Origin of the sequence: Micromonospora haikouensis (genome assembly GCF_000876225.1) — a bacterium.
GTDB lineage: Bacteria > Actinomycetota > Actinomycetes > Mycobacteriales > Micromonosporaceae > Micromonospora > Micromonospora haikouensis.
In genome coordinates, this window is record NZ_JXSX01000003.1 from 1,613,858 (window position 1) to 1,628,315 (window position 14,458).

A 14,458-nucleotide genomic window follows, 5' to 3' on the forward strand; every position below is an offset into this window, starting at 1 on the left:
CGGCGATGACCCTCACCTGGCGCAGCCGCGCCGCCCTGCTGGTCTGCTGCGGGACGCTGTTCCTCGGCGTCCTCGACGGCGCGGCGCTGAACCTGGCCCTGCCCTCGGTGCAACGCGACCTGCGCCTGAGCACGGTCGAGCTGCAGTGGGTGGCGACCAGCAACGCGCTGGTGCGGGCCAGCCTCACCCTGCTGTGCGGCGCGGTCGCCGACCGGTACGGGCGGCGGCGGATGTTCCGGGTCGGGCTGCTGGTCTTCGTCGCGGGGTCGCTGCTGTGCGGGGTGGCCCCGCACGCCGCCGCCCTGGTCGCCGCCCGGGGCGTGCAGGGCGTCGGGGGCGCGCTGATGGCCCCGCCCGCCCTCGCCCTCATCGCCAACCTGTTCCCCGACGCGCTGCGCCGCGGCCGGGCGCTGGGCACCTGGAGCGCGACGGCCGGGGTCTCCGCCGCCTGCGGGCCCCTCGTCGGCGGGGTGCTGGTGCAGGCCGCCGGCTGGCGCAGCCTCTTCGCCGTCAGCGTGGCCGGCGCGGCGGTGCTCTATGCGGGCACCCGGCTGCTGCCGCCGGGCGTCGTCGACGGCCCGCCCCGCCGCCTCGACGGGCTGGGCAACACCCTGGCCGCCCTGGTGCTGGTCGGCTTCACGTTCGCGCTGATCGACGGCCCGAGCCGGGGCTGGCTGAGCGGGCCCGTCCTGGTCGCCGTGGCCGTGGCGGTGGCCGCCGCCGTCGGCTACGTGCCGGCCGCCCGCCGCCGCCCCGACCCCGTGCTCGACCCGCGCCACCTGGCGATCCCCGCGCTGCGCGGCGCGGTGCTCACCGCGGTCGTGGCGTACCTGGCGCTGGGCGGGTTCACCTTCGTCAACACGTTCTACCTGCAACAGGTGCGCGGGTTCAGCCCGCTGGCCACCGGCCTGCTCACCCTGCCCACCACCCTCGGCACGCTCGTGCTCGCCAACGTCTCCGGCCGGATCGTCGGCCGGCACGGCGGCCGGCTGCCCGCCACCGTCGGGCACCTGTCGTTCGTGGCGTCGATGACCCTGCTCGCCCTGACCGTCACCACCGACGCGGGCCTGGCCCCGCTGCTCGTCGGCTACCTCCTGCTCGGCGCCGGCATGGGCCTGGTCAACCCGCCGGCCACCAACACGGCCGTGAACAGCCTGCCCCGCGAGCGGGCCGGGGTGGCCAGCGCCATCACCAGCGCCTCCCGGCAGATCGGCACCAACCTCGGGGTCGCCGTCCTCGGCGCGGTGGTGGTGTCGGTGCTGGCCCTCACCGGCCAGCCGACCGACGACATCGCCCGGGTCGCCGCCGAGGCCGGCGACGACTTCACCACCGCCCTGCGCGTCGCGTACGCGCTGGTGGCGGCGACCGCCGCGTACTGCGCGTACGCGACGTGGCGGCTGTTCCGGCCGCCGCCTGACCGGCCGGTGGGAGAGGAGGTGGTGGGGATCGAGGACGCGCCGACGGCACCACCGACCGCTACCCCCGCCAGATAACGCACACAGCACAGCACAGAAGGGACCACCCCGGTGACACTCAAGAAGGTCAAGAGCGTCCGCAGCGGCGCCATCTTCACCCTGCCGTACCTCGTCGGCCTGGAACACGGCTACTTCGCCGAGGAGGGCATCGACCTGGAGCTGGTCGCCCCCGGCTCGTACGACGCGGTGCTCAAGCCGATCGAGGAGCACGAGCTGGTCAGCTCGTTCGGCGGCATCTCCAAGCCGTTCGAGAGCGGCGACGTCTCCCTCTACCGGGCCTGCGAGTGGGGGCAGATCCGTCGCTCCCACGACAGCGAGCGCGGCGGGCAGATCATCGCCAAGCGGGCCTCCGTGGCCAGCCAGGCGATCTTCGTGCGGCCCGACTCCGACATCAAGCACCCGCAGGGCCTGGCCAACCGGACCGTCGGCGTCAACTTCCACCACGGCTCGCACTACCTGGCCATCCAGTCCCTCGAAGGCTTCCTCGAGCAGGACGAGATCAAGGTGGTGCACGCCGGCGGGCCGGCCGAGCGGTTCCGCAAGCTGCGCGACGGCGAGGTCGACGCCGTGGCCCTGATGGAGCCGTGGACGACCGCCGCCGAGAAGCTCGGCTACGTGCTGGTCACCGAGGCGTTCTACGTCGGCTCGGAGATCGCCAGCGCCGACGTCGACCCGGAGACCTTCGCCGCCGTCGACCGGGCCGTCCGCCGGGCCGTCAAGAAGATCAACGAGGACATCCGGCCGTACCTGCACCACTTCGTCGCCGAGGTCCCCGAGGACCTGGTGAAGCTGGAGCCGGCGGACTTCCGGCTCGGCCGGCTGCGCTACATCGACCCCGAGCCCTACCCGGAGGCCGAGTTCGAGCGCACCTACCGGTGGATGGTGAAGTGGGGCCTCATCGCGCCCGAGTCGACGTTCAGCTCCATCGTGGACAACCGCGTCGTCACGGTCTGACCCGCGTGCGGGGGCCGGCCCGGCCGACGACGTCCGGGCCGGCCCCGCGCCACGGTCAGCGCCGCCGAGGGTCAGCGGCGCACGACGGTGAAGCCGCCGGGCAGCACCGCCGCCGGCACGGCCGCGCCGGACACCACCGTCCGCGACCGGCGCACCCCCGCCGAGTCGTACGCCTCGACGACCGCCCGCCCCGCGCCCGGCAGGGTGACCGTGGCGGTGCGCGGCGTGCGGGCGGCGCTGCGCAGCACCGCCGTGGCGTGGCCGTCCCCGGCGACGACGAACCGGGACAGCAGCGGCTCCAGCATGACCGCGTCGACCACCGCGCCGTCCCCGGCGGCCGTGGCCACCAGCGCGGTGACGCCCGCCGGCAGCTCGCCCGGCCCGGACGGGGTCACCGGCAGCAGCACCCCCGGCGCGGGGGAGGTGCCCTGCGCGCCGGCCTGCCCGTGCCGCACCTGGCCCAGCGTCAGCTCCCGGCCGTCGCCGGCGACGCCCGCCCAGCGGGTGACCGCCGACGCGCCGGGGGTCAGGTCGACCACCGGCAGCACCAGCTCCGGCTGGGTCGACGGCGGCAGCTCCCAGCGCATGGTCGACCCGGCGGGCATCCGCACGAGGCTGCCGCCGCTGATCGACGACTCCCCGGTCCACGAGGACGGCGGGGTCACCACGGCGGCCCCGCCGTCGCGGGTGCCCTGCTCCGCCTCGACCACGCGGGTGCCGACCCGCTCCACGATCCGGCCCTGCCGGGCCGCCTCCGCCACCTGCGGCCGGGCGTCCAGGGCGAGCATGCTGAGCAGGCCGTGGATGGTCGACTCGGCCCCGGAGTTGCGGTTGACGGCCCCGTCGCCCGAGATGCCGTCGATCGTGCGCCCGGTCGCCGGGTCGTACGCCGGCACGCCGGCCGCGTTCGCGCCGAAGTACCAGGCGGCGACGACCCCGGCGAGCTGGTCGAAGCCGCCGCGCCCGGTGGCGTCGGCGACGGCGAGCAGCGACTGCAGGCGGGAGTCCACGCCGTAGGCGATCTGGCTGCGGTCCACCGGCGTGGGGATCCGCCCGTTGTCCGGGCCGCCGGAGGTCAGCAGCCACGGCGTGAACGTGGCGGAGTCGGCGACCGCCGGGTCGAGCAGCCGCCGGTCGCCGAGCACCCGCGCGGCGGCGGCCAGCGCCGCCGGCATCTGCGAGCCCCAGCCGTGCCACATCGACCGCGACAGCGCCCACGGGCGCACCGCCCCGAACGGCCAGTGCCGGGCGTCGCCGCCGGCCAGGGCGGCGACGCCCTCGGCGAAGCGGCGCAGGGCCCGGCGGGCCGCCGACCCGCCGCCGGCCCGCACGTACGCGGCCAGCCCGAGGACCGCCTCGGCGGTGGCGTCGGCCCCGTCGGCGATCAGCCACGCGGGGGTGCGCTCGCCGTCGACGGTCTGGTAGGTGCCGTACCGGGACAGGACCTGCCGCTCCAGCGCCCCGACGGCCAGGTCGAGCCGCTGGCGCAGGAAACCGGCGAACCCGGCGTCGGCGGTGCGCCAGGCCGCGTACCCCTCGCCGAGCGCCCACACGGTGCGGGCCAGCCAGTACGACGGGCCGCTGTCGGACGGGTCCGGCAGCTCCACCGGCTCGGCGCTCGGGTTGAGCGTGCCGTCGGGCTGCGCCCACAGCACCACGTTGCCGGCGTGCGGCCCGGTCGTCGTCTGCAGGTAGGTCAGGCCGCGCAGCAGCTCCCGGGAGGCGTCCCGGCTGCCCGCCGCCCCGGTCTGCGCCCAGTGCCGCAGGTAGACCACGGCGGCCCGGGACACGTCGTCGGCGTTGTACGCGCCCTGCCCCCAGGTGTCGGTGGCCGCGTCGTACGCGCCGCCGCCGACGCGGCGCAGGTTCCCGTCCGGCCCCGGCTCCGCGTACGTCCACAGCATGCCGACCTCGGGGGACTCGGCGAGCCGGTAGGTGGTGTGCCCGTCCTGGGCGGGCGGGGCGACGGCCTGGCGCAGGAAGTCCAGGTGCGCCAGGTTCGTCAGCGGCCCGCCGGCCGGGCCCGTGGCGGTGGACGGCGCGGCGGCGGGGGCGGCCCCGGCGGGGGAGCCGGCGAGCAGGGGAGTGGTCAGGGCGAGCCCGCCCAGCATCAGGGTGCGGCGCTTCACGGTGGCTCCTCGGTGCGGTCGGGACAGGGGTGTCGTCACGGCAGCCGGTCCAGCCGGGCCACGCCGATGCGGGAGTCGGCCATGCCGTAGAAGACGTAGTGGACGCCGTCGACCTCCTCGATGGCGGTCGGGAAGACCACGTTCGGCACGGTGCCGCTGCGCTCCTCGGCCAGCTCCGGCACGAGGATCGGCTCGGCGGTGCGGGCCAGCACCCGCGACGGGTCGGCGGGGTCGAGCAGCATCGCCCCGGCGGCGTACTCGACGCGCTGGGTGGTGGGGTCGAAGCCCTCGGGGATCTCGCCGGTGACCCCGTGGTGGATCAGCAGCCAGCCCTCGGGCACCCGCAGCGGCGGCGGGCCCGCGCCGATCTTCAGCTCCTCGTACGGGAACTCCGACAGCGCCACGCAGCGGTGCCCGCGCAGCCGCACGAGCGCACCGACGTCGGCGCGCACCTCGTCGACCGGCACGTAGGAGATCCAGATGCCGGGCCGCTCGTCGGTGACGCCGGCCGGCAGGTGCACCCCCTCGCCGGGGCGGAACCAGCCCAGGTCCCACATCGGCCGGTGCAGCATCGCGAAGCAGTCCCGCCCGTCCGGGCCGGGCACCGGCTCGGGGAAGAACACGGCGTCCTTGTTGGGGAACATGTTCAGGTCGGTGTCCAGGTCGGGCTGATAGCCGAACTGCACCGGCCCGAGCCGCCGCCAGTGCCGCAGGTCCTCCGACACCGCCAGGGCCAGGCGCGGGCCCAGCGGCCCGTACGCGACGTACGTCATCAGGTGCCTGCCGAGGTCCGGCACCCAGGTCGTGCGGGGGTCCTCGACCCCGGCGTTGTTCTTGCCCCGCTCCCAGCCCTCGTCGGGGGCCAGGACGACGCCCTCGCGGCGGACCCCGGCCGGTACGCCGTCGCGCAGCTCGACCTCGGCGAGGCCGACCCGGGACACGTTGCCCTCGGCCACGAGGCGGGGCAGCAGGTGCAGCCGCCCGTCGGGGGTGCGGCCGCTGGCCGGGTTCAACACCCCCTCGGCCTCCAGGGGCTGGCCGGGCTCGGGCGTCATCACGACGCCGACCCTGGTCAGGGTGTAGGGGACGGTGGTGGAGACGGTCATCGTCAACCTTTCACGCCGGAACCGATGTCGGTGGAGACGAAGTGCTTCTGGAAGGCCAGGAACAGCCCGACCGCCGGGGCGGCCAGGACGCACGCCCCGGCCAGCACCGCCCCGTACGGGTTGGCGGCGCGGGCCGCCACATTGCTGATGTAGTTGGCCAGCGAGACCGCCAGCGGCTGCATGTCCGCCTGCTTGGTCACCAGGAACGGCCACAGGAACTCGTTCCACGGGCCGATGAACGTCAGCAGGACGACGGTCAGCAGCGCCGGGCGCACCAGCGGCAGCGCCACCGACCAGAGCACCCGCAGCTCGCCCGCGCCGTCGACGCGGGCGGCGGCGAACAGCTCGTCGGGCAGCTGCAGGAAGAACTGCCGGAACACGAACACGGCCGTGGTGTTGATCGCGAACGGCAGGATCATCCCGAGGTACGAGTCGGCCAGCCCGTAGCCGCGCACGATCAGCACGTACAGCGGGATCAGCAGGAGCTGGAACGGGATCACCTGCACCAGCAGCACGAGCGCGAACAGCGTGCCCCGGCCGCGGAAGCGCAGCCGGGCCAGCGCGTAGCCGGCGAGGACGCCGAAGACGACCGTGCAGGCGATCACCCCGCCGGTGAAGATCCCCGAGTTGACCAGGGAGCCGAGCAGGTCGACCCGGGCGTTGATGTCCCGGTAGTTGTCCAGGGTCAGCCCCGAGGTGGGGAACGCCCCGGCCGGGGAGGTGTCCGGCTCGGCCTGCAACGAGCCGACGAACATGTAGTAGAAGGGGAACAGGAAGACCAGCGCGCCGCCGAACAGCGCGACGGCGCGCAGCGCCGTGGCCAGCCGGCCGCCGGTGGTGGGCTTCGCGGGGGTGCGTGGCATGTCAGTCCCTCTCCAGCAGCCGCCGGTTGATCGCCGAGACCACCAGCACGCCGATCACCAGCAGCACGCCGATGGCGGCGGCCACGTCGGGCTGGCCCTGCTGGATGCCGCGCTGGTACATGACCAGCACCGGCGACGCCGACGACCCGTTCGGCCCCCCGCCGCCGGTGAGCAGGTACGGCTCGGTGAACAGGTTCGCGCCGGTGATGGTGGCCAGGATGACCACCAGGGCGGTCGCCGGGCGCACCGCCGGCACGGTCACCGACCGGAACCGGGCCCACGCGGACGCGCCGTCGACGGCCGCCGACTCGTAGAGCTCCTTCGGCACGTTCTGCAGCGCGGCGAGGTAGAGCAGGATGAAGAAGCCGAGCTGCTTCCAGGCCACGAACACGGCGATGACCGGCATCGCGAGGCCCTCGTTGACCAGCCAGGACGGGTCGGGCGCCAGCGGACCGAGCACCCGGTTGACCAGCCCGTCGGTGTTGAACAGGAACAGCCACACCCCGACGACCGCGACGCTCGCGGTGACGTACGGGACGTAGAAGGCGACCCGCAGGAACGCCCGCGCCCGCACCACCTTGTTGAGCGCCACCGCCAGCAGCAGCGCCAGCCCGGCGGTGAGCGGCACGTTGATGACGAGGAAGACGCCGATGTTGCCGAACGCCTGCCGCACCTGCGGGTCGGTCAGCACCGCGCGGTAGTTGTCGAGCCCGACGAAGGGCCGGTCCACCACCGCGCCGGGGGCGGCGAAGAAGTAGTCGTGGAAGCTCATCCAGACCGCGAACCCGAGCGGGTAGGCGAAGACCGCGGCGACGAACACGGCGTACGGCGCGGCCAGGAGCAGGCCCACCGGGTGGCGGCCGAGCACCGCCGCCACCCGGCCGCGCGGCGCGCGGCGTCCGGCGCCGTCGCCGCCGGCCACCGGCCCGGCCTTGGCGGCGGCTGCGGCGTGGGCGGCGGCCATCAGGAGGCCGCGAGCTGCTCGGCCTTCTCCGCGGCGGCGGAGAGGGCGTCGGGCACCGGCTTCTTACCGAAGATCACCGACTCGGTGTACGCGTCGCGGAACGCCTGCCAGATCGCCACCGAGTTCGGCACGTTGGGCACCTCGACGGTGCGCGCGGCCTGCTGGGCGAAGCCCTGGTAGGCCGGGTTCTTCGCGAAGTAGTCGGGGTAGGCGGCCGGCAGGTCGGCCCGCAGCGGCATCTGGCCGGTGGCGGTGAGCAGCGCGCCGTCCTGCTCCTTGCTGGTGGCGAACGTCAGCACGTCCCAGGCGGTGGCGCGGTTCTGGCAGGCCGAGTACATGGCGACGTTCTTGGCGTCGCTGAACGTCCGCACCTGGTCGGCGGGGATGCCGGTGGAGGTGGGCACCGGCACGGCGCCCCAGGAGACCTTGTCCCGGTAGACCGAGATGGCCCACGGGCCGACGATGGCCATGGCGGCCTTGCCGTCGGCGAAGGAGTCCCCGTTGTACTTCTCCTTGGGGGCGAGCCCCTCGGCGTAGAGGGTCTTCCAGAACTCCGCCACCCGCTGCCCCTCGGGGGAGGCGAACTGCGGCTTGCCGCCGTCGAGGAGCTGCTTGCCGCCGGTCTCGGCGGCGAACAGCGGGTAGAAGTCGAACCAGGACTGGAAGAACTCGCTGGTCGGCGCGGGGTAGATGGCGGCCGGGGCGGCACCGGAGGACTTGATCTTGCGGGCGGCGGCGAGGAACTGGTCGTACGTGGCCAGCTGCGGCTTCTCCGGGTCGAGGCCCGCCTTGGCGAAGACCTTCTTGTTGTAGAAGATCATCACCGGGTTCGACTTCCACGGCAGCTGGTAGAACTTGCCGTCCGGCGACTTGTACTGCCCGGCCGTCTCGCCCGTGCGTTCGGTGATGTAGTCGGTGGCGCCGGCGAAGGAGTCGAGCGCGACGAGGCCGCCCTGCTTCTGGAACTGCGGCACGGCGGCGGGGGCGGTGTTGAAGATCAGGCACGGGGCGTTGCCGGCGGTGATGGCCGCCCCGATGACCTCCTCGGAGCTGGTGCCGGCCGGGATCTCCTGGGCGGTGATCGTCTGGTCGGCGTGCTGGGCGTTCCACGCCTGCACCATCGCCTTGCCCCAGGCGACCTCCTCGGCGTTGTTGGACAGCCAGATGGTGATCGGGCCGCGGGCGGCGTTGGCCTTGCCGGCGTCGCCGCCGCCGGAGTCGCCGCAGCCGGCGGTGGCGGCCAGGGCGACGGTCAGCAGGGCGGCGGGAAGGGTCCGTCTCATGTCTTCTCCGATCCGGGACGGGGTCAGGTTCGTCCGCCCGCCGGGCCGGTGGCCGTCGGCGGTGCGGGTGAGGCGGTGCTGGGTCGGGGTGTGGTGGGCTCTGTTCAGGGGTGTCGGGTGGGCGGTGGTGCCGTCGATCCGCGCACGACCAGCGGCGCGGGTGGGGTGGGGATGTCCGCGCCCGGCCGGCCGTCGATGAGGTCGAGCAGGGCGTCCGCGGCAGCCCGGCCCCAGCCGAAGGGGTCGGTGCGGACGGTGGTGAGGGTGGGGGTGACGTAGCCGGCGAGCTCCGTGTCGTCGAAGCCGGTGATCGACAGCTCGTCGGGCACCCGGATGCCGAGCTGGACGGCGACCGAGAGGCCGGCGATCGCCATCAGGTCGTTGCCGTAGACGATCGCGGTGGGCGGGTCGCCGGTGTCCAGCAGCGCGCGGGTGGCCTGCGCGCCGCCGGCCGCCGAGAAGTCCGACTCGACGCACGGGCCGGCGGTCAGGCCGGCGTCGGCGAGGGCCTGCTCCCATGCCTGGCGGCGCACGGAGCCGTGCAGGAAGTGCAGCGGCCCCGAGACGTGGGCGATGCGGCGGTGCCCGAGCCCCGCCAGGTGGGCCACGGCCGCCGTGACCCCGGGCCGGTCGTCGACCAGCAGCGCGGGATGGTTGCTGGGCACGTCCGGCCGGCCGATGGTGACCGCCGGCAGCCCCAGCTCGGCCAGCAGGGCGATCCGCGGGTCGCCGAGCCGCAGGTCGAGCACGAACACCCCGTCGACCCGCTCGGCCGTGGCGAGCCGGCGGTAGCTGGCCTCCTCCACCGACAGGTCCGGCACCACCTGGAGCACCAGCGACTGCCCCCGGTCGGACAGGGTCCGCTCCACGCCGGCGATGAACGACGGGTAGAACGGGTCGGCCCCGAGCAGCTCGGGCGGCCGCGCGATCACCATGCCGACGCTGAACGCCCGCGACGCGGACAGGGCCCGGGCCCGGTGGCTCGGGGTCCAGCCCAGCGAAGCGGCCACGGCCAGGATGCGGGCGCGGGTCTCCTCGGCCACCCCGGGACGCCCGTTGAGGGCGAAGGACACCGCGCCCTTGGACACTCCGGCCGCCTTCGCGACGTCGGTGATGGTCGGTCGGCTCGGTCCCACGCGCGGCATCCTCTCGGCCATAGTCCGGCAATGCTCGGTTCACACCGCTGCAACAAACGCCCCCCGTTGGAGAGGGACGCTAGACCGGTTTAGTAGCCCGCGCAAGCCCAGCGCCGATCCCGTTCGCCCGGTCCCGACGCGCTCACGCAGCGTGCCCGGGATGGACTCCGGGCACGCGAAGGGCCGCCCGGCGGATTGCCGGGCGGCCCGATGTCGCCGCGTACGCGCAGGTCAGGACGGGGTGTGAGCGCAGGCGGGCGACGTCACCCCGACGGCGCCGGTCAGGCGATCGGCTCCCGGTGCCAGCGCACGGTCACCTGGAGCTGCCCCTGCACGCCGGTGCGGGCGATCAGCGCGCCCGCGTCGGCCGTCAGCTGGATCCCGAAGCTGATCTCCACCTCGTCCGGCCGGTCCACCATGGACCGGAACTCGGTCAGCGCGGCCGACGCGGCGTCCCGCGCCTGGCCGATCGCCTTGTTGAAGCTCACCCCGGCCCGGCGGAGCACGTCGTCGGCGACGGACGCCGGGGCGATCCCCGGCGTCTCGTCCACGGCCACGAGCACGGTCCCCCCGCCGTCGAGGGCGAACTCGACCACCTCGCTCATCCACTGTCCCTTCTCGATGGCTACCCCGGCGGGCTGAGGCACGGCAGCCCCAGCCACTCCTGCGGCGGCGTCCGCTTCCGCACGCTATCCAACTCCTTCAACAGGCTGCCGAGCAGCGTGGGATCGGCCAGGTACTGCAGGACGGCCGAGTGGAACGCGGCGGTCATCGCCGCCGGCATCATGTCCGAGGCGTCCCGGCACAGCGTGCCGGTGGCGAGGGTCCGCGCGATGCGGCGCGGCAGACCGTCCGGGTACGCCGCCGCGTCGGTGGCCGCGTTCAGGGTGAACGCCAGGTGGCCGCTCGCCTCCCGCCACACCCGGCGGGCCGGCTCGCCGGCCAGGAAACGGATCAGCGCCCGGGCCTGCGGCGAGTCGGCGAACATGCCCACCACGTCCTCGGAGACCTCCCGCACCGGCGCGTCCGTCGCGCCGAACGCCGGTGAGGGGAAGAAGTCGAACTCCGGCGACCGGCCCGGCTCGGACCTCTCGGGGTGCTCGGCCAGGAACTTCCGGTAGGACCCGACGATGAACGAGGCCTGATGGTCGAGGAAGCACGTCGGGGGCGAGACGAGCATCCCCGGCCCCGCCACGTCGAAGTTGGTCAGCAACGGGTTGGGGCTGCCCCGCCCCGCCCCCACCAGCGCGCCCCACTCCTGCCAGGCGCCCCGCACCTCCGGCGACGTCCACGCCTGCTGCCCGGCCGCCCACCGCTGGTAGACGGTCTGCCCGGAGCGGTGCAGCAGGATGTCCTCGATCCAGTCGGTGCCCGGCCACCCGGACTGCGGCTGCGACCCCATCCCGAGGCACCACGGCGCGCCCCCACGGGTGTCGAGGGCGCGGGTCAGCGCCACCAGCTCCGCCCACGTCGCCGGCGGTGACGTCACGGTGGGACCGCCCGGTGGGTTCGTGCGGTACCAGATCAGGCTCTTGGCGTGCACGGCGACGGACAGCCCGTACACCCGGGCATCCGTGGCCCCCGGGGGTGGCAGCCGGAGCAGCTGCGGGGCGAGACCCGCCTCGTCGGCCGGGACGACGTCGTCGAGCGGGAACAGGTCGCCGCTGCGCACGTACGCCTTCAGGTCGTTGAGCCGGGGCAGCACCGCCACGTCGGGCGGCCGGCCCCGGTCGACCCCGGACCGCAGCACCTGGCTGACGTCCCGGGTGCCCTGGTAGCTGACCTCGATCCCGGTCTCCGCCGTGAAGGCGTCCAGCACCGCCAGGAAGGGCCAGGCCTCGCTGCGCCGCCTGCGCTCCTGCGCGGTGTCGCCGACGCCGTCCTCCGACCAGGACGCGACGACGCTCAGGGCGCGCGGCCGTGGAGGATCGGCGCAGGCGGCCGGGCCGGCGCCGACGAGCAGGACCGGGATCAGGGCGAGCGCGCCGCGTCTCATCGCTGCCGATACCTGTATTCCTCTAGTCGGGGCAGGAAACCGACGACCACCAGCGCGGCGGCGAGCAGGGCCGCCGCCGGCAGGACGACCTCGCCGCCGCGACTGTTGGCGGCCCGCGCCGCGAGCCCGGTGGCGTCCTGGCCGTGCCGCCACGCCGTGCGGCCGGCGGCCCCGACCTGGTCCGCCGCCTCGGCCGGCCCCCGATCGCCGTCGCGCTGGGCGAGGACCTGCTCGATCGTGTCCGCGCACGGCGTCGGGGTGCAGGCGGTGGTGAGCAGGCCGGCCAACTGCGTGGCGTTGCGGTCGGCCAGCGCCGCCAGCTGGAGCCCCCGGGCGTCGGCCGCCCGGTCCGTCGCGGCCCTGGCGTCGCCGAGCTGGCCCGTCGAGTGCAGGCTCGTCGCCGTCGTGCCGCCCAGCGTCAGCACCGCGAGCGTCGCCAGCAGCAGCGGCGCGTTCAGCACCCGCCGGAACCGGCGGCGCAGGAACAGTTGGGCGGCGACCAGCAGCGCGCCGAGGGCGAGCACCGGCAGCAGCCAGAGCAGGATCGTCGCCCGGCCCGTCCAGGCCCCGTCGACCTGCCGGTCCAGCGCCGCGTCCTGCTTCCCCACCAGCCCGTCGAGGCGCACCAGGATCTCCTCCAGCAGGCCCGACGCGTCGCGCAGCGCGGCGGCGCCCAGCGCCCCGCCGCCGGGCTGGGCGAAGTGCGCGTGGGCCCGCTCGATCAGGCCGGTGTAGGTGACCAGCGACGCCTCGACGACCTGGATGTCGCGGCTGCCCTCGTCGCCGGCGGCGTTGTCCTCCGCGACCTCGGCCAGGTGCTGGCCCGCGCGGGCGATCTGGTTCTGGTAGTCCTCGCCCGGGCCGGCGAGCAGCCGGGTGCCGGCGGCGAAGCTGGCCACCGCCGCGCCGTGGGCCTCCCGCAGGGCGACCTGGGTGTCGTACACGGCCAGGATCGCCGGCACGGAACGGTCGTACGCGGCCTCCGTGGTGCGCTGCACCCCGAGGAAGACCGCGAGGCAGCCGGCCAGCGCGACCGCGTTCGCGGCGAGCAGCGCCCACAGCAGCCGCAGCAGCGTCCGCCGGGTGGTGCTGGTCAGCGCCGTGCCGCTCACGTCGGCACCGGGCCGGCGTCGGCGGGGTCGGTGAACTCGTGGCGGCACCGCTGGCAGAACCGGGCGTCCGGCGGCGAGCGGTGGCCGGCCGGGCAGACCCGGGGCGGGGCGTCCACGGCCGGCACGGGCCCCGACGCCGCCCGCGGTCCCTGGTCGCGCACCGTGACCGACGACCGCACGGCCACGCTGATCACGTCGAGCCGGGGCAGGTCGTCGCGCAGGCGTACCGAGGTGGCGTCGACGTCCTCGACGAGCAGCCGAAGCTGCTCCAGGTGGAACGCGTCGCCGGCGGCGGTGGCCAGCTCCACCGCGCGGCCGAGCAGCTGCGCGGCGGTCGCCCGGTCGCCCGTGTCGTACGCGTCGCAGCCGTCGGCGATGAGCCGGCTCAGCTCCTCCTGCCCCGTGTAGTGGGCCACCCGCGGGTCGATCCGGCTGGACAGGGCCAGGTCCTCCGTCCAGTGCGCCAGGACGTTCACCGGCCGGGCGGCCGGGGCGTCGGCCACCAGCAGGTCGACGCGGGCGACCCGCAGGTCCTCGCCCGTCGGCCGGCCCGCCGGGTCCACCTCGAGGCACAGGTGGTATTCCCGGCTCTCCGCCCCCCAGGAGCCGGTCGCGCAGGCCACGGACCGGTCGTCGAGCGGCATCACGGGCAGCTCCATGATCGTGGGATGCACCTGCCGGCAGGACAGCACCCGCGTCGGCGGCACCACGGCGATCCGCAGGCCCGCCCGGGCCACCCGCTTGGCCATCGTGGACCGCATGGTCGCCCGGAAGTCGGCCTCCAACTCCTCGGGCCGGCGGACCGCGTCGGCGGTGCCGTGCAGCGCCTCGGCGACGCGCGTCAGCTCGCGGGGCTCCCAGGCGTCGCCGACGCCCCGGGCGTCACAGACGAACTGCCCCGCGCAGGCCGCCAGCACCTCCGCCAGCCGCTGCGGCGTCTCGTGCTCGTTGCGGCCGTCGGTGAGCAGCAGGGCGTGCCGGATCGCCTCGGGGTGCTCCGCCAGCAGCTCCCGGGCCAGCTCCAGCCAGCTGCCGATCGCCGTGCCGCCGGCTGCGGCGAGCCGGCCTAGCTCGCGCCGGGCCGCGTCCCGGGTGGCCGGTGCGGCGGCGGCCAGGCCCCGGTGGGCCGGGTAGACCATCCGGGCCTCGTGGGTGCCCTCCACCACGGCGAAGCGGACCCCGTCCGGCAGCATCTCGACGGCCGCAGCGGTGGCCCGCCGGGCCGCGCCGAGCTTCGTCGGCGGGTGCGCCATGGACCCGGAGCAGTCGACGACGATCACCTCCGCGAAGCGGGCCCCGTCGGCCTCCGCCGGGGCGTCGCCCGCCCCGGCGGAGGCGGTGACGGTGAGGATCGCGTGCAACTGGCGGTCTCTCGTGGACAGGAACCGGTCGTGGTCGATCCGCAGGTCGAAGTCGAGCGCGCTGGACACCGGGTCGCTC

The 14,458-nt window shown here is 75.0% G+C and carries 12 protein-coding genes; 2 read left to right on the forward strand and 10 right to left on the reverse strand.

The window, feature by feature from the left end; translation table 11 throughout:
* Positions 1 to 5 precede the first annotated feature (5 nt).
* A complete protein-coding gene (locus tag TK50_RS28250; RefSeq protein ID WP_052503973.1) occupies positions 6 to 1,493 on the forward strand; it encodes an MFS transporter in 1,488 nt (495 codons plus the stop codon).
* A gap of 33 nt (positions 1,494 to 1,526) precedes the next feature.
* Complete coding sequence (locus TK50_RS28255) at positions 1,527 to 2,429, forward strand: ABC transporter substrate-binding protein (protein ID WP_043968523.1); 903 nt, start codon at positions 1,527 to 1,529, stop codon at positions 2,427 to 2,429.
* A 71-nt stretch (positions 2,430 to 2,500) separates the two neighbouring features.
* Here TK50_RS28255 and TK50_RS28260 read toward each other — a convergent pair whose 3' ends face one another.
* The 10 genes from TK50_RS28260 to TK50_RS28305 all read right to left on the reverse strand — a co-directional run bounded on the left by TK50_RS28260 (position 2,501) and on the right by TK50_RS28305 (position 14,448).
* Positions 2,501 to 4,558: a hypothetical protein gene (locus tag TK50_RS28260; protein ID WP_199486163.1), complete on the reverse strand. Its 2,058-nt coding sequence runs from the start codon at positions 4,556 to 4,558 to the stop codon at positions 2,501 to 2,503.
* A gap of 35 nt (positions 4,559 to 4,593) precedes the next feature.
* Complete coding sequence (locus tag TK50_RS28265) at positions 4,594 to 5,664, reverse strand: glycoside hydrolase family 130 protein (protein WP_043968525.1); 1,071 nt, start codon at positions 5,662 to 5,664, stop codon at positions 4,594 to 4,596.
* Between the two features lie 2 nt (positions 5,665 to 5,666).
* Positions 5,667 to 6,527, reverse strand: coding sequence for a carbohydrate ABC transporter permease (locus TK50_RS28270; protein ID WP_043968527.1), 861 nt, complete (start codon positions 6,525 to 6,527; stop codon positions 5,667 to 5,669).
* A 1-nt stretch (position 6,528) separates the two neighbouring features.
* Positions 6,529 to 7,491: a carbohydrate ABC transporter permease gene (locus TK50_RS28275; protein WP_082106718.1), complete on the reverse strand. Its 963-nt coding sequence runs from the start codon at positions 7,489 to 7,491 to the stop codon at positions 6,529 to 6,531.
* A complete protein-coding gene (locus TK50_RS28280) occupies positions 7,491 to 8,774 on the reverse strand; it encodes an extracellular solute-binding protein (protein WP_043968529.1) in 1,284 nt (427 codons plus the stop codon). Before TK50_RS28280 ends, TK50_RS28275 begins: the two co-directional genes overlap by 1 nt.
* A gap of 104 nt (positions 8,775 to 8,878) precedes the next feature.
* Complete coding sequence (locus TK50_RS28285) at positions 8,879 to 9,910, reverse strand: LacI family DNA-binding transcriptional regulator (protein ID WP_229406014.1); 1,032 nt, start codon at positions 9,908 to 9,910, stop codon at positions 8,879 to 8,881.
* Between the two features lie 281 nt (positions 9,911 to 10,191).
* Positions 10,192 to 10,515 carry a CU044_2847 family protein gene (locus TK50_RS28290; protein ID WP_043968531.1) on the reverse strand — a complete coding sequence of 108 codons (324 nt, stop codon included), beginning with the start codon at positions 10,513 to 10,515 and terminating at the stop codon, positions 10,192 to 10,194.
* Between the two features lie 20 nt (positions 10,516 to 10,535).
* Positions 10,536 to 11,906: an ABC transporter substrate-binding protein gene (locus TK50_RS28295; protein WP_043968532.1), complete on the reverse strand. Its 1,371-nt coding sequence runs from the start codon at positions 11,904 to 11,906 to the stop codon at positions 10,536 to 10,538.
* The gene (locus TK50_RS28300) at positions 11,903 to 13,018 is read right to left on the reverse strand and encodes a hypothetical protein (RefSeq protein WP_052503974.1); all 1,116 of its coding nucleotides are present in this window, start codon (positions 13,016 to 13,018) and stop codon (positions 11,903 to 11,905) included. The genes TK50_RS28295 and TK50_RS28300 overlap by 4 nt, the downstream gene beginning before the upstream one ends.
* Positions 13,015 to 14,448 (reverse strand): vWA domain-containing protein, encoded by a 1,434-nt coding sequence (locus TK50_RS28305; protein WP_052503975.1) that lies wholly within the window; start codon positions 14,446 to 14,448, stop codon positions 13,015 to 13,017. The genes TK50_RS28300 and TK50_RS28305 overlap by 4 nt, the downstream gene beginning before the upstream one ends.
* Between the last annotated feature and the right edge of the window lie 10 nt (positions 14,449 to 14,458).

Excerpts from the sequence above, each read along its gene's own strand:
- TK50_RS28280 (WP_043968529.1), bottom strand. The coding sequence starts at position 8,774 with ATGAGACGGACCCTTCCCGCCGCCCTGCTGACCGTCGCCCTGGCCGCC.
- TK50_RS28265 (WP_043968525.1), bottom strand. The coding sequence starts at position 5,664 with ATGACCGTCTCCACCACCGTCCCCTACACCCTGACCAGGGTCGGCGTC.
- TK50_RS28275 (WP_082106718.1), bottom strand. The coding sequence starts at position 7,491 with ATGGCCGCCGCCCACGCCGCAGCCGCCGCCAAGGCCGGGCCGGTGGCC.
- TK50_RS28250 (WP_052503973.1), top strand. The coding sequence starts at position 6 with ATGACCCTCACCTGGCGCAGCCGCGCCGCCCTGCTGGTCTGCTGCGGG.
- TK50_RS28295 (WP_043968532.1), bottom strand. The coding sequence starts at position 11,906 with ATGAGACGCGGCGCGCTCGCCCTGATCCCGGTCCTGCTCGTCGGCGCC.
- TK50_RS28270 (WP_043968527.1), bottom strand. The coding sequence starts at position 6,527 with ATGCCACGCACCCCCGCGAAGCCCACCACCGGCGGCCGGCTGGCCACG.
- TK50_RS28290 (WP_043968531.1), bottom strand. The coding sequence starts at position 10,515 with ATGAGCGAGGTGGTCGAGTTCGCCCTCGACGGCGGGGGGACCGTGCTC.